Below are 23,220 nucleotides of genomic sequence, written 5' to 3'. Positions count from 1 at the left end.
CGGGCGGCTTCCTGATACGGGGATGTTATGCACAAAAAAATACTGACGGTTGACGATTCCGCTTCGATTCGACAGATGGTGTCGTTCACCTTGAAAAGCGCCGGCTACGAGGTGGTGGAGGCCGGGGACGGCAACGCCGGCCTGGCCAAGGCGCAGGGCGGGCAGTTCAATCTGGTGCTGACCGACCAGAACATGCCCGGCATGGACGGCCTGACCTTGATCCGCTCCTTGCGCAAGTTGCCGTCGTATACGACGACGCCCATCCTGATGCTGACCACGGAGTCCAGCGATCAGATGAAGGCGCTCGGCCGCGCGGCCGGCGCCACCGGCTGGCTGGTCAAGCCTTTTGATCCGCAGAAGCTGCTGGATGTGGTCAAGCGCGTGATCGGCTGATTCAGAGCACGGCGAGGAGCGAGTTTTTGGCAATCGACATGTCGCAGTTTCATCAAGTGTTCTTTGATGAGGCGGATGAGCATTTGTCCAGCATGGAGAGCCTGCTGCTGGGCATGGATCAATCCTGTCCGCAGCAGGAGGATTTGCACGCGGTGTTTCGCGCCGCGCATTCGATCAAGGGCGGCGCCGCCACCTTCGGCTTCGCCGACATGGCGGATTTGACCCATGTGCTGGAAGGATTGCTGGACGAGGTGAGGCGCGGCGCGCGCGCCTTGAGTTCGGATCTGGTGGACCTGGTGTTGCGGGCCAAGGACGTGCTGTACGGAATGCTGGCCGCGCACAAGGGCAAGGGCGAGGCCGACGCGGCGCAGGCCGGCGAGCTGAAAGCGCAACTGGAGGCGCTGGCCGCGGCGCCGGCGGAGGCGGCGGCGCGACGGGCTGCGCCGGAGGAAGCGCGGCACTGGACGCTGTATCTGGAAATCGACGTGGTGGACGGCGTAGACATCGACGCCTTGCTGGAGTCGCTGGCCGAGCACGGCGATTTGAGCGTGGTGCAGCGCGGCGAGGAGGCCGACAAGCTGCCCTGGGTGGCGGTGTTCACCTCGCAGCTGGACGCCGCCGAGGTGGCGGAGTCGCTGGCGTTCGCGCTGCCGCAGGAGCGCTTCCGCATCAACGTCGATCACGGCGTGGAGGAGGAAGGCAGCTTCGGCCTGTTTCTCGAGGCGGAGCCGGAACCGGACGCCTCGGTCTGGCTGGAAGGCGACGGATTCGGCCTGTTCGAGCCGCCGCCTGCCGAGGCGGCGAAGCGGGACGAGGCGCTGTCGCCGGCGCAGGAGTCCGACGCCGCCAAACCGGCCGCGCGCGGCGGCGCGCTGAGCGAGAGCTCGATCCGGGTCAATATCGACAAAGTGGACCTGCTGCTCAATCTGGTGGGGGAGTTGGTGATCACCCAGTCCATGCTGACGCAGTCCGGCGCGGGGCTGGACCCGGTGGAGCACGAGCGTCTGCTCGGCGGCATCGGCGCCTTGCAGCGCAACGCGCGGGAATTGCAGGAGGCGGTGATGTCGATCCGGATGACGCCGATCGCCTTCGTGTTCAATCGCTTTCCGCGCGTGGTGCGCGATCTGGCCGGCCGGCTGGGCAAGCGGGTGGAACTGACGATGATGGGCGAGAGCACCGAGCTGGACAAAGGCTTCATCGAGAAGCTGTCCGATCCGCTGACCCATCTGGTGCGCAACAGCCTGGATCACGGCATCGAATCCCCGGAAGCGCGGCAGGCGGGCGGCAAGGACCCGGTGGGGCGTCTGACGCTGCGGGCCTTTCATCAGGGCAGCAATATCGTCATCGAAGTCAGCGATGATGGCGCCGGCCTGAACCGGGAGCGCATCCTGGCCAAGGCGCGGCAAGGCGGTTTGGCGGCGCCGGATTCGCTCAGCGACGCCGAGGTGTGGAACCTGATTTTCGAGGCCGGCTTCTCCACCGCCGCCGAGGTGACCGAAGTGTCCGGCCGCGGCGTGGGCATGGACGTGGTCAAGCGCAATATCCAGAGCATGGGCGGCCGCGTGGAAATCGACTCCATGGCCGACATCGGCACCACCATCAGCATCCATTTGCCGCTGACGCTGGCGATCATGGACGGCATGTCGGTGCGCATCGGCGCGGAAACCTATGTGATGCCCTTGGGCGCGGTATTGGAGTCGCTGCAGCCGGCGCCGGACGACATCAAGACGGTGGCCGCCCGCGGCATGGTGGTGGGCATTCGCGGCGAATACCTGCCGATTGTGCCGCTGGGCCGTTTTTTCTCCATTCCGGAAGCGAAGCAGGCGCCGAGCGAGGCGATCCTGGTGATCGTGGAGGCCGGCAACAGCCAGCTGGCGCTGCTGGTGGACGATCTGATCGGCCAGCAGCAGTTCGTGGTGAAAAACCTGGAAACGAATTACCGCAAGGTGGACGGCATTTCCGGCGCCACGATTCTGGGCGACGGCCAGGTGGCCTTGATCCTGGACATCGCCGCGATTGCGCGGCACAACCAGCGGATGGCGCTGGACGCATGAAACAACAAGGAAAAGAAATGGTGGCGGAACGGGACGGCCCGGGGCTGGCGCAAAGACGCTCGGGCAATGAGCTGCTGGTGTTCACGCTGGGAGCGGAAGAATACGGCATCGATATTCTGAAGGTGCAGGAAATCCGCGGCTACGACGCGGTGACCCGCATCGCCAACGCGCCGGACTTCATCAAGGGCGTGGTCAATCTGCGCGGCCACATCGTGCCCATCGTGGATTTGCGCTTGAAGTTCGGCATCGGGGCGCCGGTGTACAACGAGTTCACCGTGGTGATCGTGCTGAACGTGTGTGGGCGGGTGATCGGCGCGGTGGTGGACGGGGTGTCGGACGTGATTCAGCTGGAGCGGGAAGCGCTTCGCGCCGCGCCGGAGTTTGGCGCGGCGGTGGACACCGCCTATATCGAAGGACTGGGCACGCTGGACGAGCGCATGATCATCGTGGTCGATATCGAGCGTTTGATGGGCAGCGAGGAAATGGCGTTGACTGACGCCGCGGGCCGGGCGTAAGCGTGTTTTAGGGGCGAAGAATGAACAATATGAAAGTGATCCATAGACTGGTGCTGGGCTTCGGTCTGCTGATCCTGCTGCTGGCGGTGGCGATGTCGCTGGCGGTCAGGCAGTTGCAGGGGCTGGCCGGCGATCTGGTCAATATCTCCGGCGTGCATATTCCTCAGGTCAGCGCCGCGCACAAGATCGCCGCCAATGTCGATCTGGCGTCGCGGGACGTGCGCAACCTGTTGTTGACCAAGGACGCTCAGCTGGTCAAGGAATTCAACCAGCAGATCGACGACAGCCTGGCCAATCTGACGCAGCGGATGACGGCGCTGGAGCCGAACGTCGGCAGCGCCGGCCGGCCGCTGTTCGAGGCGATGCGTTCCGACGAGGCCAATTACCGTTCCGAGCTGAACGTGTTTAGGCGCATGCAGGCGCAGGGCCGCGACGTGCAGGCCCGCGACTACCTGTTCGTCACCCTGCGCGACACCCAACTCAAGTACATGGCCTCGATCGACCGCTACATCGCGTTTGAAGAAGGGCTGATGCGCAAGGCGGGCCAGGACGCCAGCGACGACTCCCGGCAGGCCTACAAGCTGTTGTTCGCGTTCACCCTGCTGGCGCTGGTCATAGGCATAGGCTTCGGCACCTTCATCATCCGCTCCTTGATGCGCCAGTTGGGCGGCGAGCCGGCGGAACTGGTCAAGGTGATGCGAGAGCTGACCGAGGGCCAGGTGCGCTCCGAGATCAAGGTCAAGCCGGGCGACAAGCACAGCCTGTTCGCGTCGATGAGCTTGCTGGCGGAGAAGGCGATCGAGAACATCCGGGTGCGCAACGCGCTGGACAACGCCTCCACCAATGTGATGATCGCCGACAACGATCGCAACATCATCTACACCAATCACAGCGTACTGGAGATGATGCGCCGCGCCGAGGCTGATCTGCGCAAGGCCTTGCCCAATTTCGACGCGCGCGCCTTGCTGGGCGGCAATATGGACGTGTTCCACAGCAATCCGGCGCATCAGCGCGACTTGTTGGCCAATCTGCGGTCCACCTATCGCGCGCAGATCACCATCGGCGAGCGCATTTTCGGCCTGGTGGCCAATCCGGTGTTCGGCACCGACGGCTCCCGGCTGGGCACGGTGGTGGAATGGAAGGACCGCACCGGGGAGGTGGAGATAGAGAAAGAGGTGGCCAGCATCATCTCCGCGGCCGCGGCCGGCGATTTCGACCGCCGCATCAATCTGGAAGGCAAGGACGGCTTTTTCCGTCAGCTGGGCGAAAGCGTCAACCAGCTGCTGGCGGTGACCAGCCAGGGCCTGGGCGACATCGCCACCGTGCTGGCGGCGCTGGCCAAGGGCGATCTCACGCACGCGATCAAGGGCGATTACCAGGGCCTATTCAGCCAGTTGCAGAACGACACCAACACCACGGTGGAGCGCCTGAAGGAGATCGTGTCCAATATCAAGGAATCCACCGACGCGATCAACACCGCCGCGCGCGAGATCGCCTCCGGCAACGCCAATCTGTCCAGCCGCACCGAGCAGCAAGCGGCCAGCCTGGAGGAAACCGCCTCCAGCATGGAGGAAATCACCAGTACGGTGCGGCAGAACGCCGAAAACGCCAAGAAGGCGAACACCCTGGCCACCGGCGCCTCCGACATCGCCGCGCGCGGCGGCAAGGTGGTGGGCGACGTGGTGGCCACCATGAACGAGATCAACGACAGCGCGCGCAAGATCGTCGACATCATCAGCGTGATTGACGGCATCGCCTTCCAGACCAATATCCTGGCGCTCAACGCCGCGGTGGAGGCGGCGCGGGCCGGCGAGCAGGGACGGGGCTTCGCCGTGGTGGCCAGCGAGGTGCGCAATCTGGCGCAGCGCTCCGCCGCCGCCGCCAAGGAGATCAAGGGATTGATCGGCAACTCGGTGGCCAAGGTCGAATCCGGCTCCAAGCTGGTGGACGAGGCCGGCAGCACCATGGACGAGATCGTGATTTCCATCCGCCGCGTCGCCGACATCATGAGCGACATTTCCGCCGCGTCGATCGAGCAAAGCTCGGGCATCGAGCAGGTCAACCTGGCGGTGACGCAGATGGACGAGAACACCCAGAAGAACGCCGCGCTGGTGGAACAGGCGGCCGCGGCGGCGGAGTCGCTGGAAGAGCAGGCGCGCTATCTGGACGACGCGGTGCAGGTGTTCAAGCTGGGCGAGCACGGCCAGCGCCCGCGGCCGGCGCCGGCGCTGGCGCGCGCCGCGCCCGCGGCGGAGCACGTCGCGCACGCCGTCGGCGTCAAGACCGCGCCGCCCAAGCCGGCCGGCAAGATCGTGGTGCCGGAACGGCTGCGGCCGCAGGTGGACCTGAGCGACGGCGAGTGGGAGGAGTTTTGACGCGGCCTGGGCCGGACGCGGCGCCTAGGGGGCCGCGTTGACGGGGCTGGAGTTGGACCTCAAGTTCACGCCCGAGGATTTCCGCCGCATCCGCGACATGGTGTATCGGCGAGTCGGCATCGCCCTCAACGACAGCAAGACCCATATGGCGTACGCGCGGCTGGCCAAGCGGGTGCGCTCGCTGGGCTTGAAAAGCTTCGCCGAGTACCTGGACCGGCTGGATCGCGACGAACTGTCGGACGAGTGGCAGAACTTCGTCAACGCGCTGACCACCAATCTGACCTCGTTTTTTCGGGAGCCGCATCATTTCGGCATGTTGCGCGCGCATGCCGAGCGCTGGAAAAAACGCGGCCGGCCGTATCGGGTGTGGAGCGCGGCGTCTTCGACGGGGGAGGAGCCTTACTCCATCGCCATGACCATGGCGGAACTGGCCGAGTCCTTGCGGCCCTTCCCCTGCGAGTTGCTGGCGTCCGACATCGACACCCATGTGCTGCAGCAGGCGATGCGCGGCGTGTATCTGCGCGAGCGCGTCAGCCAGTTGCCGGAGCCGCAGCTGCGCCGCTTCTTCGACAAGGGCGTGGGCGCCAATGACGGCAAGGTGAGGCTGAAGAAGCGCTTGCGCGAGGCGGTGACGTTTTTCCAGATGAATCTGGTGGCGGAGGAATGGCCGCCGCTAGGGGAGTTCGACGTCATTTTCTGCCGCAATGTGCTGATCTATTTTGATAAGCCGACGCAGGCGGCCATACTCAATCATATGGCGCGGCACCTGGCTCCCGACGGCTTGCTGTTGCTCGGGCATTCGGAAAACATCCTGCACCTGAGCGACGCCTTCGTCCCCTGCGGCAAGACCAGTTACCGGCTGGCCTAGTTCACGCCTGCTTTGCGTGAGGCCGCCGCGGCGCGTGTTTGTGAGCCTTGTTTATCGATCCGGGAGCGTGGATGGCGCTTGAAAAGAAAATTCGGGTGATCGTGGTGGACGATTCGGCCCTGATCCGCAATCTGCTGACCTCCATCATCGACGAAGCGCCGGACATGGAAGTGGTGGCCACCGCTTCCGATCCGCTGATCGCGCGCGAGCGCATCCGCGCGCTGGACCCGGACGTGATCACGCTGGACGTTGAAATGCCGCGCATGGACGGCCTGGAGTTTCTGCGCCGGCTGATGCGGCTGCGTCCGACGCCGGTGTTGATGATCTCCTCGCTGACCCAGCAAGGCTCGGAGGCGACGCTGACGGCGCTGGAGCTGGGCGCCATCGACTTCCTGTCCAAGCCGGCGCACGATATCGCCAGGCGCATGGGCGATTACGCCGACGAGATCCGCGACAAGATCCGCGCCGCCGCCGCGGCCAAGGTGCGGGCGCCGCATCGTTTTCATCGCGCCGCCGAGGCGAGTCCGCCGCCGCCGCTGCCGGGGGGCGCTCAGCAGGCGATGCTGTTCGTCGGCGCCTCCACCGGCGGCACCGAGGCGATCCGGGCCCTGCTCAGCGGTTTGCCGGCGACATGCCCGCCCATCCTAGTGGTGCAGCACATGCCCGAGCATTTCACCGCCAGCTTCGCCGCGCGTTTGAACGCGAGCTGTCCGATGCGGGTGAAGGAGGCCGAGGCGGGCGAGCCGGTGCGGCAGGGCGTGGCCTACATCGCGCCGGGCGATTGGCATATGCGGGTGCAGGCCGCCGCGGATGGCTTCCGCATCGAGCTGGAGCAGTGCGACAAGGTGAACCGGCACCGGCCGTCGGTGGACGTGCTGTTCGACTCCGCCGCGCGCTGCCTGGGCAAGCGCGCCGTCGGCGTGATCCTGACCGGAATGGGGCGGGACGGGGCGGACGGCCTGCGCAAGATGCGCGACGCCGGCGCGGTCACTTTCGGCCAGAACGAAGCCAGTTGCGTGGTGTACGGCATGCCGCGCGAGGCGATGAAGGCCGGCGGGGTGCAACAGGAGTGGCCGCTGGAAGCGCTGTCCTCCAAAATCATGGCCTGCCTGTACGGCAAGGCGGAAAAGGCGATGTTATGAAGAACGGCGCGGTGCATTTCAGCAGCCATTCCTATTTCGACAAGCATTTTCAAAGCCCGGCGGTGAAAGTGTTTCCCGGCGGCTTCTACGTCACCAGCCAGCCTCAGCTCTTGGTGACGCTGCTGGGTTCCTGCGTGGCGGTGTGCATGCTGGACCGGGCGGCCAATGTGGCCGGGATGAACCATTTCCTGCTGCCCGAGGGCAGCATCGAGGTGGGCGAGGGCGCGTCCGCCGCGCGTTTCGGCGTGCATGCGATGGAGTTGATGATCACCGAGATGCAAAAGCTGGGCGCGATGCGCCACCGGATGGAGGCCAAGGTGTTCGGCGGCGGCAATGTGCTGGAGGGCATGTCGGTGATGAACGTCGGCGAGCGCAATCGCCGCTTCATCCACGGCTATCTGGACGCGGAGAGGATCCCCATCCTGGCCGAAGACCTGCTGGGCGACTGCGCGCGCAAAGTGTATTTCTTCACCGACAGCGGCAAGGTGCTGGTCAAGAAGCTTAAGCGCAGCCGCAGCCTGATCAGCGAGGAAAACCGCTATCGCGAGCAGGTGATGCGGCCGGAGGGGGCCGGCAAGTCCGGGGATATCGAGCTGTTTATCTGACGGCTCACGACGCGCGGCAGATTGTGAGCGGGTTCTCAGCGCTCCAGGTGCTGCAGCTTGCCTTCGACCTCCGCCCAGTCCGCGTGATCCGGCAGCGGATCCTTCTTCTCGGTGATGGTGGGCCAGAGCCGGGACAGCTCGGCGTTGAGCGCGACGAAGCCTTCTTGTCCGGACGGCACGTCGTCTTCCGCGTAGATCGCGTTCACCGGGCATTCTGCCACGCACAGCGTGCAGTCTATGCACTCCTCGGGGTCGATCGCCAGGAAATTGGGGCCTTCGTGAAAGCAGTCCACCGGGCAGACATCGACGCAATCGGTGTATTTGCATTTGATGCAGGCATCGGTTACAACGTAGGCCATGTTCGGCTCCTTGGTCGTCGAAAGTCGGCGGCGCCGTTTGGCGCGGCGGCGGGGCGAGGATTTGAGCGTATCAGTCAATATTATTAGCCAGAAATTCCCTTCACAACGCATCGCCGCCGTAAATTTCCTATCCCTCATGAACGCTTCTCCCTATCGCGGGCGCTTCGCCCCCAGCCCCACCGGCCTGTTGCACGCCGGCTCCCTATGCACCGCCGTCGGCAGTTATCTGGAGGCGCGCGCGCGCGGCGGCGAGTGGCTGCTGCGGATGGAGGACCTGGACCCGCCGCGCGAGGTGGCCGGCGCCGCCGACGCCATCCTGCGCACGCTGGAAGCCTACGGCTTCGAATGGGACGGCGAAGTGGCGTACCAAAGCCGCCGCCACGACTTGTACCGGCACGCGCTGGAGCGGCTGATCGCCGCCGGCCACGCTTATCCGTGCAATTGCACGCGCAAGGAGATCGCCGAAACCTCGCTGCGCGGCCTGGACGGCTACGTGTATTCCGGCCATTGCCGGCAGCGGCGTCCGGAAGAGGGCGGCCGCGCCTGGCGGCTGCGGGTGGCGCCCGGCGACACCGTGGTGGAGGACCGCCTGCAGGGACCGTACCGGCAGAATCTGGCGACGGACATCGGCGACTTCGTCTTGCTGCGCGCTGACGGTTATTGGGCGTATCAATTGGCGGTGGTGGTGGACGACGCCGAGCAAGGGGTGAACGATGTGGTGCGCGGCGCCGACCTGCTGGTGTCCACGCCGCGCCAGCTCGCGGTGCAGCGGGCGCTGGGCGTGGCCGCGCCCGCTTATTGCCATCTGCCGGTGCTGGTCAACGCCGCGGGGGAGAAGCTGTCCAAGCAGACGCTGGCGCCGGCGGTGGCGGCGGAGGACGCCGCCGCGGCGCTGCGCCTGGCCTTGGGCCGCTTGGGACACGCGCCGCCGGAGGAGTGCGGCGGCCTGGCCGAGTTGTGGCAGTGGGCGCGCGCGCACTGGTCGCTGGCGCGGGTGCCGGCCGGACCGGTGGTCGTCGGCTGAATTGCGCTGTTTTATGCCAAAATTATGCGTTTGACGTCTTTTTTTCCATCCCGGCTGGCCTATATTGGCATCTGCGCACGCGCTTGTTGCGCATCATCGGCCGCGGCAAACGGGCCGCCATCGCCTTCCCGTTGACATGCGGAAAATGCGACATGTTTTTATGTCGAATTTGTGTTCTAATGCCGCCTTTTTTTCATGCGCGCGCACTGGCGCAAAGTCCCGCTTCAGTTGACTCCGGTCAAGCGGTCTGAAGAAAGCATGCCCGGCTTGCGAGCGTCGCCCTCTATCATGGGCGCTTTTTCAGCCGCATCAGTCTGAATGCGAACGGAATCGGCCAAGCCCGTTCCGCCGGCGCCATCGCATGATCGTAGAAACACGCGCGCGCGGCGCGCTCGTCAATCGGCAGGGCCGATGGAGACCAAGCCTTGAGCAATACCAATTTAGACAGCAAGCCCAAGACCCGGGCGCTGGGCGTATGGATGTGCACCGCCCTGGTGGTGGGCAATATGATCGGTTCCGGCGTGTTCCTGCTGCCGGCGTCGCTGGCGCCGTTCGGCGGCGTGTCGATGATAGGCTGGCTGCTCACCGCCGCCGGCGCGATCTGCCTGGCCTTGGTGTTCGCGCGGCTGGCGTCCATCCTGCCCAAGGAGGGCGGCCCGTACGCTTACATCCATGAGGCTTTCGGCGGCTTTGCCGGTTTCTGGATCGCCTGGGGCTACTGGATCGCGCTGTGGGCCGGCAACGCGGCGCTGGCGGTGGCCGCCACCAGTTATATGCAGGTCTTCGTTCCGGCGCTGGGGCACAATAATCTGCTGGCCGGCGTGTTCGCCATCAGCCTGATCTGGATCGTCACCTGGATCAACAGCCGCGGCGCGCGCAGCTCCGGCCTGGTGGCGGTGACGACCACCTTGCTGAAGCTGCTGCCGCTGGCCGCCGTCACTTTCTTCGGCTTTTTCCACCTGCAGCCGGACAATATCGTGTTCAATCCCCACGACAAGCCCCTGCTCAGCTCGGTGTCCGCCACCATGGCGCTGACCTTGTGGGCCTTCCTGGGTCTGGAGTCGGCGTCGGTGCCGGCCGGCGACGTGATCGCGCCGGAAAAAACCATTCCGCGCGCCACGGTGCTGGGCACCCTGATCGCCACCGTGCTCTACATTCTGTCCACGGTGGCCTTGATGGGCTTGATGCCGCCGGCGCTGCTGGCCGCCTCCCAGGCGCCGTTCGCCGACGCCGCCAGGCTGATGTGGGGCGATTGGGGCTATTACCTGGTGGGCTTCGGCGCCATCGTTTCCTGCTTCGGCGCGCTCAACGGCTGGAGCCTGATGCAGGCGCACGTGCCGGCCGCCGCCGCGCACGACGGCTTGTTCCCGCGTCGCTTCGCCCAGATGAACCGCGAAGGCGTGCCCATTTTCGGCCTGCTGCTGTCCAGCGGGCTGGTGACGGTGCTGATGGCGATGAAGTACGCCGGCGGCGACGGCGGCGTCAAGATTTTCGAGTTCATCATTCTGCTGGCCACCGCCACCACCTTGCTGCCTTACGCCTTTTGTTCGATGGCGCTGCTGGCCATCATGTTGATGCGGCCCCAGCAGTTCCAGCGCAAGGACTACCTGGCGCCCTTGTGCTTCGCCGGCGTGGGCTTCGCCTATTCGGTGTGGGCCTTGTACGGGTCCGGCGCCGACATCGTGATGTGGGGCATGATTTTGCTGCTGCTGGGTCTGCCGGTCTATGTCTGGCAGGTGAAGGAGCGTTACGCCGATCCCTCGTGAACCTGCGGCGATCCGGAATCCAACACGCGGCTCAGGCCGCGTTTTCTTTGGGCGCAAGGCTGTCGTCATGGCGAAATGGGCTTGCCTATGCCGCCGGCTGGTGGCCTACTAGGGCGCTTTGGTTTCAGACTGGGAGTTGTCATGAGGATTGCCGCCGCCGATAGCCTGCTTGTCGCCATCGATTTCGCTTATCCGACGCCGGACGCGCGGACGCTGGAGCGGATGCGGGCGGAAAGCCAGCCTTGCGCGCTGGAGCGCGCGGACGGTTTGTTTCCGGAAAACAGCTATTACCGCGCCGGCCGCAAAGGCTGCGCCGCAGGGATGTCGGCGCGGGCCTTCGTCGCGCGCCGCTTGCGCGAGGCGGCGGCGCGGCTGGCGCCGGAGTACGGCCTGTTGCTGTTCGACGCCTACCGCAGCCGCGAGACCCAGGCCGATCTGTTTCAGATGGTGTTGGATGATGTGCGCGCCGCGCATCCGGACTGGGACGCGGCGGCGGTGGAGCGGCAGGCGCGCTTGTTCGCCGCCCACCCGGACGACACCGCCCGCTTCGCGGTGTTGCCGCACAACTCCGGCGGCGCGATCGATCTGGCCATCTGCCGGCGGGACAGCGGCGAGATCTGCGATTTCGGCACCGGCTTCGACGCGGCGGAGCCGGCGTCGCGCACCGACTTCTTCGAGGCGCCGCACGATCCGGCGCAGGGCTTTTCGTCCGAACGCTGGCTGACGGCGCGCCACAATCGCCGCGTCTTGTTCAATCTGATGAAGCAGGCCGGTTTCAGCAATTACGCCGAGGAATGGTGGCATTACGATCTGGGCGACTGCCTGTGGGGCCAGGCGCTGGGCGTGGACTGGATCTATCCGTCGATGGAGGCCGAGCCGGCCTGATCGAGATGGCCGCCGCGCCGGCGCGGCGGCCCATCGTCAAGCCTTAGCCTGCCAGCGCCTTCAGCCAGACCAGCGCGGCGCTGGCGCCCGCGTCGGGCACGCCCAGCGCCCGCTCGCCCAGATAGCTGGCCCGGCCCAGGCGCGGGCGCATGGCGGCGGTGGCGGCGCAACCGCGCTCGGCCGCCTCCAGCGCCGAGCGCCAGGCCGAGGCGGGGTCCTGGCCGGCGTCCAGCGCAGAGGCGAAGGCGTCGGCGGCCGGGGACAAGGCGTCCAGCATGGTGCGGTCGCCCAGCTGAGCGCCGCCCAGTTCCGCGATGGCGGCGACGCCGTCCTGGAAGGCGGCGGCCCAGTCGCGCGGGCCGGGAGCGCTCGCCGCGTCCAAGCGCCGAGCCGCGCGCAGCAAGGCGGTGGAGTAGAACGGGCCGGAGCTGCCGGCAATGGCCTGGCGCAAGGCCTGGCCGACCGCGCGCAGCGCCGTGGCGGGCTCGCTCCAGGCGCTGTCCGGCAAGGCCCGGATCGCCGCCGCGCCGCGCTGCATGCTGACGCCCAGATCGCCGTCGCCGGCGGCGCCGTCGAGCTCGGTCAGCAGGGCTTCGGCGGCGTCCAGCGCGTCGGCCGCGGCCCAAGCCGCGGCGCGCAGCCTGGGGTCGGCCTTGGCGGAGGAGGGGGCCGTTTCGGCGCGCGGCGGCGCCGGCCGCAGCTGGCGTTGCGCCGGCAGGCGGCCGGAGCCGGGCCAGGCCGGAGCCTGGGTGGCTTGATCCAGCCAGCTGAGGCGCTGCTCGTCCAGCGCCAGCAGCGACAGCGAGCAGCCGGGCATTTCCAGCGCGGTCATGAAATTGCCGCTCCACAGCCGTTCCACTCGCAAGCCGCGCTGCCGCGCCGAGGCCAGCGCGCTGCGCGCCACGATGGCCAGCTCCATCGGCGGGGTGCCGCCCAGGCCGTTGACCAGCATCGCCACCCGCTGGCCGGGCCGCCAATCCCTATCCTGGACAATGGCGTCTAGCAGCGTCGCGCACAAGGCGTCGGCGGATTGGCGCGGCGCGCGGCGCACGCCGGCTTCGCCGTGGATGCCCAGGCCCAGCTCGATTTCGTCCTCGTCCAGTTGAAAGCCGGGGCGGCCTGTGGCCGGCACCGTGCAGGCGCCCAGCGCTACGCCCATGGTGGCCACCTGTTCCGCCGCCCGTCGCGCGGCGGCTGCGACTTCGGCGAGGCCGGCGCCGGCGGCGGCCGCCGCGCCGGCGATCTTGTGCACCAGCACCGTGCCGGCGATGCCGCGGCGGCGCGCCGGCTCCACGGTGTCGCGCAGCGCCACGTCGTCGGCCACCACCACGCTGTCGACGGCGATGCCCTCGGCGCGGGCCAGCTCCGCCGCCAGGCCGAAATTCAGCCGGTCGCCGGTGTAATTCTTGATGATCAGCAACACGCCCCGGGGGCCGGCGACGGCGCGGATCGCCGCCAGCACGGTGTCTACGCTGGGCGAGGTGAACACATCGCCCACCGCGGCGGCGTCCAGCATGCCGTGGCCGATATAGCCGGCGTGGGCCGGCTCGTGGCCGCTGCCGCCGCCGGAGATCAGCGCCACCTTGTCGCGCAGGCCGCCGGCCGGCAGGTCCGCCCGCAGCAAGACGTTTTCCTCTTCCAGCAGCGCCAGGCCGGGCAGGGTGTCGGCCAGACCTTCCAGCATCTCCCGCGCCACATGGCGCGGATCGTTGATCAGTTTTCGCATCGCGGCTTCCTTTCCATATCGGATAGAGATCGTGCTTGGTCAAGACGGATGTCATCTTACGATCAGCGCCGGCCGGACGGGGAGTTTGTCGATGGGATGATCGATAAAGAAGCAAAATATGTTCGTAATCGCTCTGAAACGAAGCAATGTCAGTTCAATGTTTTGCGGTTTCGAATATTTCAAGTCTTTGTTTAAGTTGAAGATAAACACGGCTTGCCAAGCCCCGGCCCAGCAACCATAATCTGGCTCGTCATGCAGGAGAGAGTGGCCGCCCGCGCCACCGCCGAAGGCGCAAGCGCACCCGCAATCGCTCAGGCAAAAGGACTGCATCATCGGACTGGCCGCAGCCAGTTCGCCGAATCTGGAGAGCGGCATCCGCGGATGCCCACCGAAGGGGCTAACGGCCGCAAGGCCGGAAAATCTCAGGTGCAGGGACAGAGGGGTGTAGGGAATAGAGCAACACTACACGCTTTTGCTAAGGACGCACCGATGACGGCCCCGAAACGCACCCCCCTGTTTGACTCCCACATCGCCGCCGGCGCCAAGATGGTCGATTTCGCCGGCTGGGAAATGCCCATTCACTACGGCTCCCAGCTCAAGGAACATGAAATCGTGCGCAGCGACGCCGGCATGTTCGACGTTTCCCACATGACGGTGCTGGACATCAGCGGCCCGGACGCCAAGGTCTGGCTGCAGCGCCTGATCGCCAACGACGTGGCCAAGCTAGGCTTCGAAGGCAAGGCGCTGTATTCCGGCATGCTCACCCCCGACGGCACCGTGGTGGACGATCTGATCGTCTACCTGACTTCCTACGGCTACCGCATGGTGGTCAACGCCGGCACCACCGACAAAGACCTGGCCTGGATGGAAGGGCGCAAGGCGGACTTCGACGTGGACATCAAAGTGCGCCGCGATCTGTCCATCCTGGCGGTGCAAGGCCCGCAAGCCATCGCCAAGGTCTGTGCGGTCAAGCCCGAGCTCGCCTCCGTCATCCAGGCCTTGAAGCCGTTCCAGGGCCAGCCCGTCGGCGACTGGTTCTACGCCCGCACCGGCTACACCGGCGAGGACGGCCTGGAAGTGATGCTGCCCGGCCTTGAGGCCGCGGCCTTCTTCCAGCAATTGCAGGCCGCCGGCGTCGCCCCCATCGGTTTGGGCGCGCGCGACACCCTGCGCCTGGAGGCCGGCATGAATCTTTACGGCCACGACATGGACGAAACCGTGTCTCCGCTGGAAGCCGGCATGGGCTGGACCATAGCCTGGGAGCCGGCCGAGCGCGACTTCATCGGCCGCAAGGCGCTGGAGGCGCAGAAAGCCGCCGGCGTGAAGAGCAAGCAGGTGGGCTTGGTGCTGGAAGGGCGCGGCGTGCTGCGCGAAGGCCTGAAGGTGGTGGTGGACGGCGTAGGCGAAGGCGTGATCACCAGCGGCACCTTCTCGCCCACCCTCAAGCACTCCATCGCGATCGCGCGCGTGCCGGCGGGCACCGGCGACAAGGCGCTGGTGGACCTGCGCGGCACCCTGACCGAGGTGCGCGTGGTCAAGATGCCCTTTGTGCGCAACGGCAAGAAAGTTTTCGCCTGAGCCGATTGGCCTGGCAGGCCGCGCGACGCGGCCGGGAATATCGTTAAGACCTGGATTTGACTGGAGACACTCATGAGCAACATCCCCGCCGAACTCAAATACGTTGAAAGCCACGAATGGCTGCGCCTGGAAGCCGACGGCTCCGTGACCGTGGGCATTACCGAGCACGCGCAAGAACTGCTGGGCGACATCGTGTTCGTCGAACTGCCGAAAGTGGGCGCCAAGCTGGCCAAGGAAGAGCAGGCCGGCGTGGTGGAATCGGTGAAGGCCGCTTCCGACATCTACTGTCCGATCGCCGGCGAAGTGCTGGCCGTCAACGAGGAGCTGGAGGCCGCGCCGGACCTGGCCAATAGCGAGCCTTACGGCGCCGGCTGGTTCTTCAAGATCAAGCCGGTCGATCCGGCGGACTTGGACGCCCTGATGGACGCCGCCGCCTACGCCAAGGAAATTGGCGCCTGATGGTGAAAACCGCCTCGCAGCCCTAATCGGCAGCGAGGCGTTTTTTTCGCCCGGATATCCAGCAACACCCGATTGGCCGCGCAAGCCGCGGCGCGGACGGCAAGCATAGAAGGTCCCGTACTCATGTCTCTCTCCGAACTGTTCAACCGCAAAGAATTCCTCTCCCGCCACATCGGCCCGTCCGACGCCGAGCGCGAGCAAATGCTGGCCGCCGTCGGCGTGGCCTCCATCGACGAGCTGGTGGCGCAGACGCTGCCGGCCGACATCCGTCTGAACCGCAAGCTGGAGCTGCCGGACCCGATGCCGGAAGCCGAGGCGCTGGCCGCGCTGAAGGCCGTCGCCGCCAAGAACGTGGTCAACAAATCCTTCATCGGCCAGGGCTACTACCCGGTGCTGACCCCGACGGTAATCCTGCGCAATCTGTTGGAAAATCCGGGCTGGTACACCGCTTACACCCCGTACCAGGCCGAGATCGCCCAGGGCCGTCTCGAAGCCTTGCTGAACTTCCAGCAGATGGTGATCGATCTGACCGGCCTGGAGCTGGCCAACGCCTCCCTGCTGGACGAGGCCACCGCCGCCGCCGAGGCGATGGCGATGGCGCGCCGGGTGTCCAAGGCCAAGTCCGGCCAGTTCTTCGTCGACAGCCGCGTGCTGCCGCAAACCCTGGACGTGATGCGCACCCGCGCCAAGTATTTCGGCTTCGAGCTGGTGCTGGGCCACCCGGAAGAAGCGGGCAAGGGCGAATACTTCGGCGCCTTGTTCCAGTATCCGGGCGAAGCCGGCGACCTGATCGATCTGACCCCGCACATCGCCGCGGTCAAGGCCAAGGGCGCGGTGGCGGTGGTGGCCGCCGACATCATGGCGCTGGTGGCTTTGAAGTCGCCGGGCGAGATGGGCGCGGACGTGGCCATCGGCAACACCCAGCGTTTCGGCGTGCCTATGGGCTTCGGCGGCCCGCACGCCGCCTATTTCGCGTTCAAGGACGAGATGAAGCGCTCGGCGCCGGGCCGCATCATCGGCGTGTCGGTCGACGCCAAGGGCAAGACCGCGCTGCGCATGGCGCTGCAGACCCGCGAGCAGCACATCCGCCGCGAAAAGGCCAACTCCAATATCTGCACCAGCCAGGTGCTGCTGGCCAATATCGCCGGCATGTACGCGGTCTACCACGGCCCGGAAGGCGTCAAGCGCATCGCCGCCCGCATCCACCGGCTGGCCGCCATTTTCGCGTACGCGGTCAAGGCCGCCGGCGGCAAGCTGGTGTTCGACCGCTTCTTCGACACGGTGCAAGTTGACGCGCCCAAGGCCGACGCGGTGTATCAGGCGGCGCTGGCCGCCGGCTACAATCTGCGCCGCGCCGGCGGCAATGTGCTGGGCGTGGCCTTCCACGAGGCGGCCAGCGAGGCCGATCTGGAGCGCCTGATCGAAATCTTCACCGGCAAGAGCGCCGACATCGCCGCGCTGGACGCCGCGGCCGCCGACGCGATCCCGGCCGGCTTGAAGCGCGAATCCGCCTTCATGAGCCATCCGGTGTTCAACACCCACCATAGCGAGCACGAGATGCTGCGCTATATGAAAAAGCTGGAAAGCCGCGACCTGGCGATGAATCATTCGATGATCTCGCTGGGCAGCTGCACGATGAAGTTGAACGCCACCAGCGAAATGATCCCGATCACCTGGCCGGAATTCGCCAATATGCATCCGTTCGCGCCGCGCGAACAGACGGTGGGCTATCTGGAAATGATCGCCGGCCTGGAAACCCAGCTGCGCGCGATCACCGGCTTCGACATCATTTCGATGCAGCCCAACTCCGGCGCCCAGGGCGAATACGCCGGCCTGCTGGCGATCAGCCGCTACCACGAGTCGCGCGGCGACGGCCAGCGCAATATCTGCCTGATTCCGCGCTCCGCCCACGGCACCAACCCGGCCACCGCGCAGATGATGAATATGCAGGTGGTGGTGGTGGACTGCGACGAGGCCGGCAACGTCGACGTCGCCGATCTGAAGGCCAAGGCCGAGCAGCATTCGGCGCAGCTGGCGGCGCTGATGATCACCTATCCGTCCACCCACGGCGTGTTCGAGCAGCCTATCCGCGAAATCTGCGCGATCATCCATCAGCACGGCGGCCAGGTGTATATGGACGGCGCCAACCTCAACGCCCAGGTGGGCTTGTGCCGTCCGGCCGACATCGGCGCCGACGTGTCGCACATGAACCTGCACAAGACCTTCTGCATCCCGCACGGCGGCGGCGGCCCGGGCATGGGGCCGATCGGCCTGAAAGCGCATCTGGCGCCGTTCATCGCCAACCACGTGGTGGCTTCGGTGCCCACCGCCCAGCCGGGCCAGACCGCGGTGTCGGCGGCGCCTTTCGGCTCCGCCTCCATCCTGCCCATTTCCTATATGTACATCGCGATGATGGGCGCGGAAGGCATGAAGCAGGCCACCGAGAACGCGCTGCTGTCCGCCAACTACGTGGCGACGCGGCTGGCCGAGCACTTCCCAGTGTTGTACACCGGCGCCAACGGCCGGGTGGCCCACGAATGCATCATCGACCTGCGCCCGCTCAAGGCCGCCAGCGGCGTGACCGAGGTGGACGTGGCCAAGCGCTTGATGGATTACGGCTTCCACGCGCCGACCATGAGCTTCCCGGTGCCGGGCACGCTGATGATCGAGCCGACCGAATCCGAGCCCAAGGCCGAGCTGGACCGCTTCATCGCGGCGATGGCGGCCATCCGCCAGGAGATCGACCAAGTGCAGAGCGGCGTGTGGCCGGCGGACAACAATCCCTTGTGCAACGCGCCGCACAGCAAGGCGGACATCGCCGGCGATTGGCAGCGCCCGTACAGCCGCGAAACCGGCCTGTTCCCCTTGCCCTATGTGCTGGAAAACAAGTTCTGGCCCAGCGTCAACCGCATCGACGACGTCTATGGCGACCGCAATCTGGTGTGCAGCTGCCCGTCCACCGACAGCTACGCCTGAGCGCGCGGACCCGCGCCAAGCAACCCCGGCCAAGGTCGGGGTTTTTTTACGCCCATGGCTGGCGATCGGGCACTGGAGTTGAGCGGATATACGGCTATCATATTTAATGAAGAATATGACGGCAGTCTGGCTGCCGTTGGTCCGCGAACCCTATTCATAGGAGGCTGCGTTGGTGTTGAACGCGCAGGCTGCGATTGCCGCCCCGGATTTTCAGCTGCTGTTCGAACGGGCTCCCGGCCTGTACTTGGTGCTGGATACCGATTTCAACGTTCTCGCCGCCAGCGATGTTTATCTGCAGGCGACGCTGACTCGGCGCGAGTCCATTCTGGGACGCAATATGTTTGACATCTTTCCGGTCAATCCCGACGAACCGGAAGGCGAGGGCTCGCGCAATCTGCGCATTTCCCTGCAACGGGTGCTGGCCACCGGGCAGGAAGACAGCATGGCCATGCAGAAATACGATATTCCCAGAGAGGACGGCAGTTTTGAAGAGCGCTATTGGAGCCCGACCAACTGGCCGGTGAAGCGTGCAGACGGCAGCGTGGCCTGCATCATCCACAGCGCGCAGGACGTCAGCGAATTTGTGCGGCTAAAACGGAGCCAGCCGCAGCAGAGTCAGCCGGCGGAATGGCGGGCAATGGACGCGGCGGCGCTGGAAGCGGAAATGGTGAACCAGCACGCGCAGATCGCTCGCGCCAACACCGATCTAAAGGAATCCAACAGCGAACTGGCGCGCCTGAATCAGCAGATGCGCGAGCTGGACCAGATGAAAACCCGTTTCTTCGCCAATGTCAGCCATGAGTTGCGCACGCCGCTGACCCTGATCCTGGGGCAGGTCGAACGCTTTCTGTCCGGGCAGGTCGAGCCGGGGGAGAGCCCCAATCTATTGCTGATCCAGCGACAGGCGCGGATGTTGCTGCAGCAGGTCAACGATTTGCTGGACGTGGCCAAGCTGGACGCCGGGGAGCTGAAGCTGCGCTATGTGCAGCTGGACCTGGCCGAACTGGTGCGCCACGTAGCCTCTTACTTCGGCTCTCTGGCCAGCGACCGGCGCATCGATTACCAAGTGGCTGCGCCGAAAACGGCGTCGGCGCAGGTGGACGCGATCAAGTTGCAGCGAGTCTTGCTGAACCTGCTGTCCAACGCCTTCAAGTTTACCCCGGACGGCGGCCATATCCAGATCGCGCTGGAGCTGCGGGGGGCGCAAGCCGGCATCCGGGTGCAGGACAACGGGCCGGGCGTGCCGGCCGAGATGCGCGACAAGGTTTTCGAGCGCTTCGTGCAAGTGGAGGACGGCGATTACGGCCGACACGGCGGCACCGGGCTTGGCCTGGCCATCGTCAAGGAGTTCATCGAGCTGCACCATGGCGAGGTGCGCTTGTCCGCCGCCGAGGGCGGCGGCGCCTTGTTCCGTCTCAGCCTGCCCTTGCGGGCGCCGGCGGGAACGCCGATAGAGTCGGAAGACCTGCGCCTGGACGATTTGCTGGCCGGCGGCGCCGTGCCCGCGCCCGCGTCGCAGCAGGGCGAGGCCGGAGGCTTGCCGGACATGGGCGCGCAAGCGCTGGTTTTGCTGGTGGAGGACAACACGGATATGAGCGCCTTCATCGCCGGAGCCTTGGGCAGGCATTACCGGGTGATGACGGCGCCGGAAGGCGGCCGCGGCCTGCAGCTGGCGCAGAGCGAGCAGCCTGACCTGATCATCAGCGACCTGATGATGCCGGGGATGGGCGGAGAAGCGTTTGTGTCCGCGCTGCGCGGCAACCGCCAGACCGAGGACATTCCTGTAGTGATGCTGTCGGCGCGCGCCGACGATTCGCTGCGGCTGCGCATGCTGCAGAACAGCGTGCAGGAGTTCCTGTTCAAGCCGTTTTCGGTGGCGGAGCTGCTGGCGCGGGTGGGCCGCTTGATCGGAGAGCGCCGCCGCTCGGCGCTGCGCTTGACGCAGGCGCTGTACGCGGCGGAGCAAATCGCCTGGGAGCTGGACCTGAGCGACGGGGTGTTGCACGAAGAGGGGCCGGTGGGGCGGATTTTCGGGCGGGCCGACGATTACCGCCACGACAGCCTGGACGCCTTGCTGGGGCAAATCCATCCCGAGGACCTGGACGAACTGCGCCGGCGCTGGCAGGGCCTGCCGGCCGTGGCCGGCGAAAGCCTGCACGAATGTCAGTTCCGGATCTCCATGCCGGGCGAGGATCCGGTGTGGATGCAGGTGAGCGCCAGCCTGTGGCGGGACGAGGCGGGACGGCCGCGGCGGGCGATGGGTTTTGCCCGCGACGTGTCCACGCTGAAGCGTTCTCAGCTCAATATCGAGTTTCTCGCCAAGCACGACAGTCTGACCCAGCTGCCCAACCGGGTGCAGCTGAATGAGCGGCTGCAATGGAGCTTGGGGCAGCATCAGCGCTCGGGCCAGCGCCTGTATTTGCTGTTGGTGGATCTGGACGACTTTCGTTTCATCAACGACAACCTGGGGCATGAGGTGGGGGACCGCCTGCTGCGCATCGTGGCCGAACGGCTGCGCGCCTGCGCGAGCGGCCGCGATAGCCTGTTCCGCATCGGCGGCGACGAATTCGTCGCCTTGGCCGAGAACGCCGCCGACGGCGCGGCCGACAGCCTGGCCGAGCAAGTGCTGGCGGCTCTGGCGGCGCCGTATCAGGACGGGGAGCACCGTTATTTCCTGTCCGCCAGCATAGGCATCAGTTGCTATCCCGGCGACGCCGACACGCCGGAAGGGCTGATGCGCGACGCGGACATGGCGATGTACCGCGCCAAGTACGCGGGCAAGAACGGCTATTGCTTCTTCTCCGAGGACATGGCCGACGGCGTGCGCCAGCGCCTGCAAGTGGAGACCGGCTTGCGTCAGGCCTTGCAGCGACGGGAACTGAGGCTGGAGTACCAGCCGCAGCTGACCTTGCGCGGCCAGGACATGCTGGGGATGGAGGCGCTGTTGCGCTGGGAGCTGGACGGGCGCAAGCAGTCGCCGGCGGAGTTCATCGCCATCGCCGAAAAAACCGGCCTGATCATCGATATCGACGAGTATGTGTTTCGCAATGTCTGCGCCCAGGTCATGGCCTGGAGAGGACAGGGCCTGCCGCCCTGGCGCGTCAGCGTCAATCTGTCGGCGCGCTTCTTCGGCCTGCCGGACGCCGTCGCGCGCTTGCGAGCGATCGCCGAGGAAAGCGGGGCGCCGCCGGATCAGCTGTGCCTGGAAATCACCGAGGGCACGCTGATGGACGCGGACAGCGCGATGAAGGCCTTGCCGACGCTCAAGCGCATGGGCTTCCATATCAGCGTCGACGATTTCGGCACCGGCTTTTCCTCGCTGTCCTACCTCAAGCGGCTGCCCATCGATGAATTGAAGATAGACCGCAGCTTCATCATGCGGCTGGACAGCGACGAGCGCGACCTGGCGATGGTGGCGGCCATCGTGTCCATGGCGGAGAGCCTGGGCCTGCAAGTGCTGGCCGAGGGCGTGGAGACCGAATCCCAGCACGCCTTGCTGCTGGCGCGCGGCTGCCACAGCGCCCAGGGCTATCTGTATTCGCGCTCCTTGCCGCCCGAGGAGCTGGTGTCCTGGTGGCGCGGCCGTTTCGAGTGACTCACGGCGAAGGCGGGTTGATGCCCGGCGGCGCCTCGCCGGGCAGCCAGCGCCGGTACAGCGCGGCGAAACTGCCGTCGCGCTTCATCTCGTCCAGCGCCTGCTGCCAAGCCTTGATCACCGCGTCCGGTGTCTGACGGGAAAAGGCGATGTAGCCGTAAGTGTGGGAGAAGGTCAGCGCCTTGCGCACCTGGGACGGGTCGAAGCCCTGCTGCCGCAGCTGGTGGGGCAGGGTGGTGTTTTCGCTGACGATGACGTCGGCGCGCTTGCGCATCAACATGTTCAGCAACTGGTCCGGCGTGGCCACGGTGGCCAGGTTGGAGAAGTTCTGCGCGCTCAGCAACTGCTGCAGATACCAGTCGCGCACCACCATGATCTGTGGCAGTTTGCGGGCGTCGTCCAGCGTCTGCAGCTTGATCGGGCTGTCGCGCCGCACGAACAGGCAGCCCAGGGTTTCGGTGACCGGGCCCACCCACTTGAACATGCGCTCCCGTTCCGGGGTGCGGTTGGTGTTGAACAGCACGGTGTTCGGCTGCTGTTGCGCCTGGCGGTAACCGCGCGCCCAGGGCACCACCGCAATGGGGTCGCGGTTGCCGACGCGGCGCTGAATGCCTTGCACCACTTCCACCACCAGGCCGGCGGCCTTGCCGTCTTGCTCGAAAGTCAGCGGCGGGTCATCCTCGGTCAGGATGTCCAGCGCGGGGCCCGGCGCGGCCCGCGCTTGCGCGACGGCGAGGCAGGTCAAAAACAGGGCAAGCAGGCAGTGGCGGCGTGTCATGTCGATGGCGCTTTGTATTCTGGCTGTCCGCTTTGACTGTAGCGGCAATTTGCGCCAGGCTCAAATTCCGTCCTTGCCCGCGGCGCGAATATGAATATGCATAATCGATGGTTTGTTTTTTC

Annotated in this window: 17 protein-coding genes and 2 riboswitches; of the genes, 14 read left to right on the top strand and 3 right to left on the bottom strand. The window is 66.0% G+C overall.

The genetic code is table 11. The annotated features are described in order from the left end of the window. Positions 1-27: 27 nt before the first annotated feature. From VK98_RS16095 to cheD, 7 genes are all read left to right on the top strand, one after another. Complete coding sequence (locus tag VK98_RS16095) at positions 28-393, top strand: response regulator (protein ID WP_048415005.1); 366 nt, start codon at positions 28-30, stop codon at positions 391-393. Between the two features lie 38 nt (positions 394-431). Further along, positions 432-2,447, top strand: a complete 2,016-nt coding sequence (locus VK98_RS16090) for a chemotaxis protein CheW (RefSeq protein WP_231589303.1) — start codon at positions 432-434, stop codon at positions 2,445-2,447. Beyond that, positions 2,444-2,962 (top strand): chemotaxis protein CheW, encoded by a 519-nt coding sequence (locus VK98_RS16085; RefSeq protein ID WP_231589302.1) that lies wholly within the window; start codon positions 2,444-2,446, stop codon positions 2,960-2,962. The genes VK98_RS16090 and VK98_RS16085 overlap by 4 nt, the downstream gene beginning before the upstream one ends. A gap of 20 nt (positions 2,963-2,982) precedes the next feature. Then, on the top strand, positions 2,983-5,337 hold the full coding sequence (locus VK98_RS24445) for a methyl-accepting chemotaxis protein (RefSeq protein WP_197083073.1): 2,355 nt from the start codon (positions 2,983-2,985) through the stop codon (positions 5,335-5,337). Between the two features lie 37 nt (positions 5,338-5,374). Beyond that, a complete protein-coding gene (locus tag VK98_RS16075) occupies positions 5,375-6,205 on the top strand; it encodes a protein-glutamate O-methyltransferase CheR (protein WP_048415002.1) in 831 nt (276 codons plus the stop codon). A gap of 71 nt (positions 6,206-6,276) precedes the next feature. Then, a complete protein-coding gene (locus VK98_RS16070) occupies positions 6,277-7,347 on the top strand; it encodes a chemotaxis response regulator protein-glutamate methylesterase (RefSeq protein WP_048415001.1) in 1,071 nt (356 codons plus the stop codon). Continuing rightward, positions 7,344-7,952, top strand: coding sequence for a chemoreceptor glutamine deamidase CheD (gene cheD, locus VK98_RS16065; RefSeq protein ID WP_048415000.1), 609 nt, complete (start codon positions 7,344-7,346; stop codon positions 7,950-7,952). Before VK98_RS16070 ends, cheD begins: the two co-directional genes overlap by 4 nt. 35 nt (positions 7,953-7,987) lie before the next feature. On the opposite strand, the gene fdxA is transcribed toward cheD, so the two are convergent. Next, entirely contained in the window at positions 7,988-8,311 is a 324-nt protein-coding gene (gene fdxA, locus VK98_RS16060) for a ferredoxin FdxA (RefSeq protein ID WP_048414999.1), read from the bottom strand. A 136-nt stretch (positions 8,312-8,447) separates the two neighbouring features. Between fdxA and gluQRS the strand changes: the two genes are divergently transcribed. The 3 genes from gluQRS (at position 8,448) to VK98_RS16045 (ending at position 11,986) form a co-directional block, all read left to right on the top strand. Then, on the top strand, positions 8,448-9,335 hold the full coding sequence (gene gluQRS, locus VK98_RS16055; RefSeq protein ID WP_048414998.1) for a tRNA glutamyl-Q(34) synthetase GluQRS: 888 nt from the start codon (positions 8,448-8,450) through the stop codon (positions 9,333-9,335). 425 nt (positions 9,336-9,760) lie between these two features. Then, positions 9,761-11,101 carry an amino acid permease gene (locus VK98_RS16050; protein ID WP_231589301.1) on the top strand — a complete coding sequence of 447 codons (1,341 nt, stop codon included), beginning with the start codon at positions 9,761-9,763 and terminating at the stop codon, positions 11,099-11,101. Positions 11,102-11,242: 141 nt separating this feature from the next. Continuing rightward, complete coding sequence (locus VK98_RS16045) at positions 11,243-11,986, top strand: M15 family metallopeptidase (protein WP_053077430.1); 744 nt, start codon at positions 11,243-11,245, stop codon at positions 11,984-11,986. Between the two features lie 43 nt (positions 11,987-12,029). Here VK98_RS16045 and VK98_RS16040 read toward each other — a convergent pair whose 3' ends face one another. Then, entirely contained in the window at positions 12,030-13,712 is a 1,683-nt protein-coding gene (locus tag VK98_RS16040) for a dihydroxyacetone kinase family protein (protein WP_048414997.1), read from the bottom strand. A 245-nt stretch (positions 13,713-13,957) separates the two neighbouring features. Beyond that, a riboswitch (glycine riboswitch) is annotated at positions 13,958-14,049 on the top strand. Between the two features lie 14 nt (positions 14,050-14,063). Further along, a riboswitch (glycine riboswitch) is annotated at positions 14,064-14,160 on the top strand. 41 nt (positions 14,161-14,201) lie between these two features. Here VK98_RS16040 and gcvT point away from each other — a divergent pair. The 4 genes from gcvT (at position 14,202) to VK98_RS16015 (ending at position 22,320) form a co-directional block, all read left to right on the top strand. Beyond that, positions 14,202-15,290 (top strand): glycine cleavage system aminomethyltransferase GcvT, encoded by a 1,089-nt coding sequence (gcvT, locus tag VK98_RS16030; RefSeq protein WP_048414995.1) that lies wholly within the window; start codon positions 14,202-14,204, stop codon positions 15,288-15,290. A gap of 72 nt (positions 15,291-15,362) precedes the next feature. Beyond that, positions 15,363-15,749 (top strand): glycine cleavage system protein GcvH, encoded by a 387-nt coding sequence (gcvH, locus tag VK98_RS16025; protein WP_048414994.1) that lies wholly within the window; start codon positions 15,363-15,365, stop codon positions 15,747-15,749. A 123-nt stretch (positions 15,750-15,872) separates the two neighbouring features. Then, a complete protein-coding gene (gene gcvP, locus VK98_RS16020) occupies positions 15,873-18,725 on the top strand; it encodes an aminomethyl-transferring glycine dehydrogenase (protein ID WP_048414993.1) in 2,853 nt (950 codons plus the stop codon). A 175-nt stretch (positions 18,726-18,900) separates the two neighbouring features. Then, on the top strand, positions 18,901-22,320 hold the full coding sequence (locus tag VK98_RS16015) for an EAL domain-containing protein (protein ID WP_231589300.1): 3,420 nt from the start codon (positions 18,901-18,903) through the stop codon (positions 22,318-22,320). 1 nt (position 22,321) lies between these two features. Here the strand turns inward: VK98_RS16015 and VK98_RS16010 are convergent, their stop codons facing one another. Then, the gene (locus tag VK98_RS16010; protein WP_082159071.1) at positions 22,322-23,098 is read right to left on the bottom strand and encodes an ABC transporter substrate-binding protein; all 777 of its coding nucleotides are present in this window, start codon (positions 23,096-23,098) and stop codon (positions 22,322-22,324) included. Positions 23,099-23,220: the final 122 nt, after the last annotated feature.

The sequence above is a fragment of the Chromobacterium sp. LK11 genome (assembly GCF_001043705.1).
Taxonomy (GTDB): Bacteria; Pseudomonadota; Gammaproteobacteria; order Burkholderiales; family Chromobacteriaceae; genus Chromobacterium; species Chromobacterium alkanivorans.
Note: the sequence above shows the minus strand (reverse complement) of the source record. Positions and strands in the feature narration are given on the sequence as shown.

What these genes read in the sequence shown, in the direction of transcription:
- gcvT (WP_048414995.1), top strand. Translation starts at nt 14,202, where the DNA reads ATGACGGCCCCGAAACGCACCCCCCTGTTTGACTCCCACATCGCCGCC.
- fdxA (WP_048414999.1), bottom strand. Translation starts at nt 8,311, where the DNA reads ATGGCCTACGTTGTAACCGATGCCTGCATCAAATGCAAATACACCGAT.
- gcvP (WP_048414993.1), top strand. Translation starts at nt 15,873, where the DNA reads ATGTCTCTCTCCGAACTGTTCAACCGCAAAGAATTCCTCTCCCGCCAC.
- VK98_RS16010 (WP_082159071.1), bottom strand. Translation starts at nt 23,098, where the DNA reads ATGACACGCCGCCACTGCCTGCTTGCCCTGTTTTTGACCTGCCTCGCC.
- VK98_RS16095 (WP_048415005.1), top strand. Translation starts at nt 28, where the DNA reads ATGCACAAAAAAATACTGACGGTTGACGATTCCGCTTCGATTCGACAG.
- VK98_RS16090 (WP_231589303.1), top strand. Translation starts at nt 432, where the DNA reads ATGTCGCAGTTTCATCAAGTGTTCTTTGATGAGGCGGATGAGCATTTG.
- gluQRS (WP_048414998.1), top strand. Translation starts at nt 8,448, where the DNA reads ATGAACGCTTCTCCCTATCGCGGGCGCTTCGCCCCCAGCCCCACCGGC.
- VK98_RS16040 (WP_048414997.1), bottom strand. Translation starts at nt 13,712, where the DNA reads ATGCGAAAACTGATCAACGATCCGCGCCATGTGGCGCGGGAGATGCTG.
- gcvH (WP_048414994.1), top strand. Translation starts at nt 15,363, where the DNA reads ATGAGCAACATCCCCGCCGAACTCAAATACGTTGAAAGCCACGAATGG.
- cheD (WP_048415000.1), top strand. Translation starts at nt 7,344, where the DNA reads ATGAAGAACGGCGCGGTGCATTTCAGCAGCCATTCCTATTTCGACAAG.
- VK98_RS24445 (WP_197083073.1), top strand. Translation starts at nt 2,983, where the DNA reads ATGAACAATATGAAAGTGATCCATAGACTGGTGCTGGGCTTCGGTCTG.
- VK98_RS16045 (WP_053077430.1), top strand. Translation starts at nt 11,243, where the DNA reads ATGAGGATTGCCGCCGCCGATAGCCTGCTTGTCGCCATCGATTTCGCT.
- VK98_RS16085 (WP_231589302.1), top strand. Translation starts at nt 2,444, where the DNA reads ATGAAACAACAAGGAAAAGAAATGGTGGCGGAACGGGACGGCCCGGGG.
- VK98_RS16070 (WP_048415001.1), top strand. Translation starts at nt 6,277, where the DNA reads ATGGCGCTTGAAAAGAAAATTCGGGTGATCGTGGTGGACGATTCGGCC.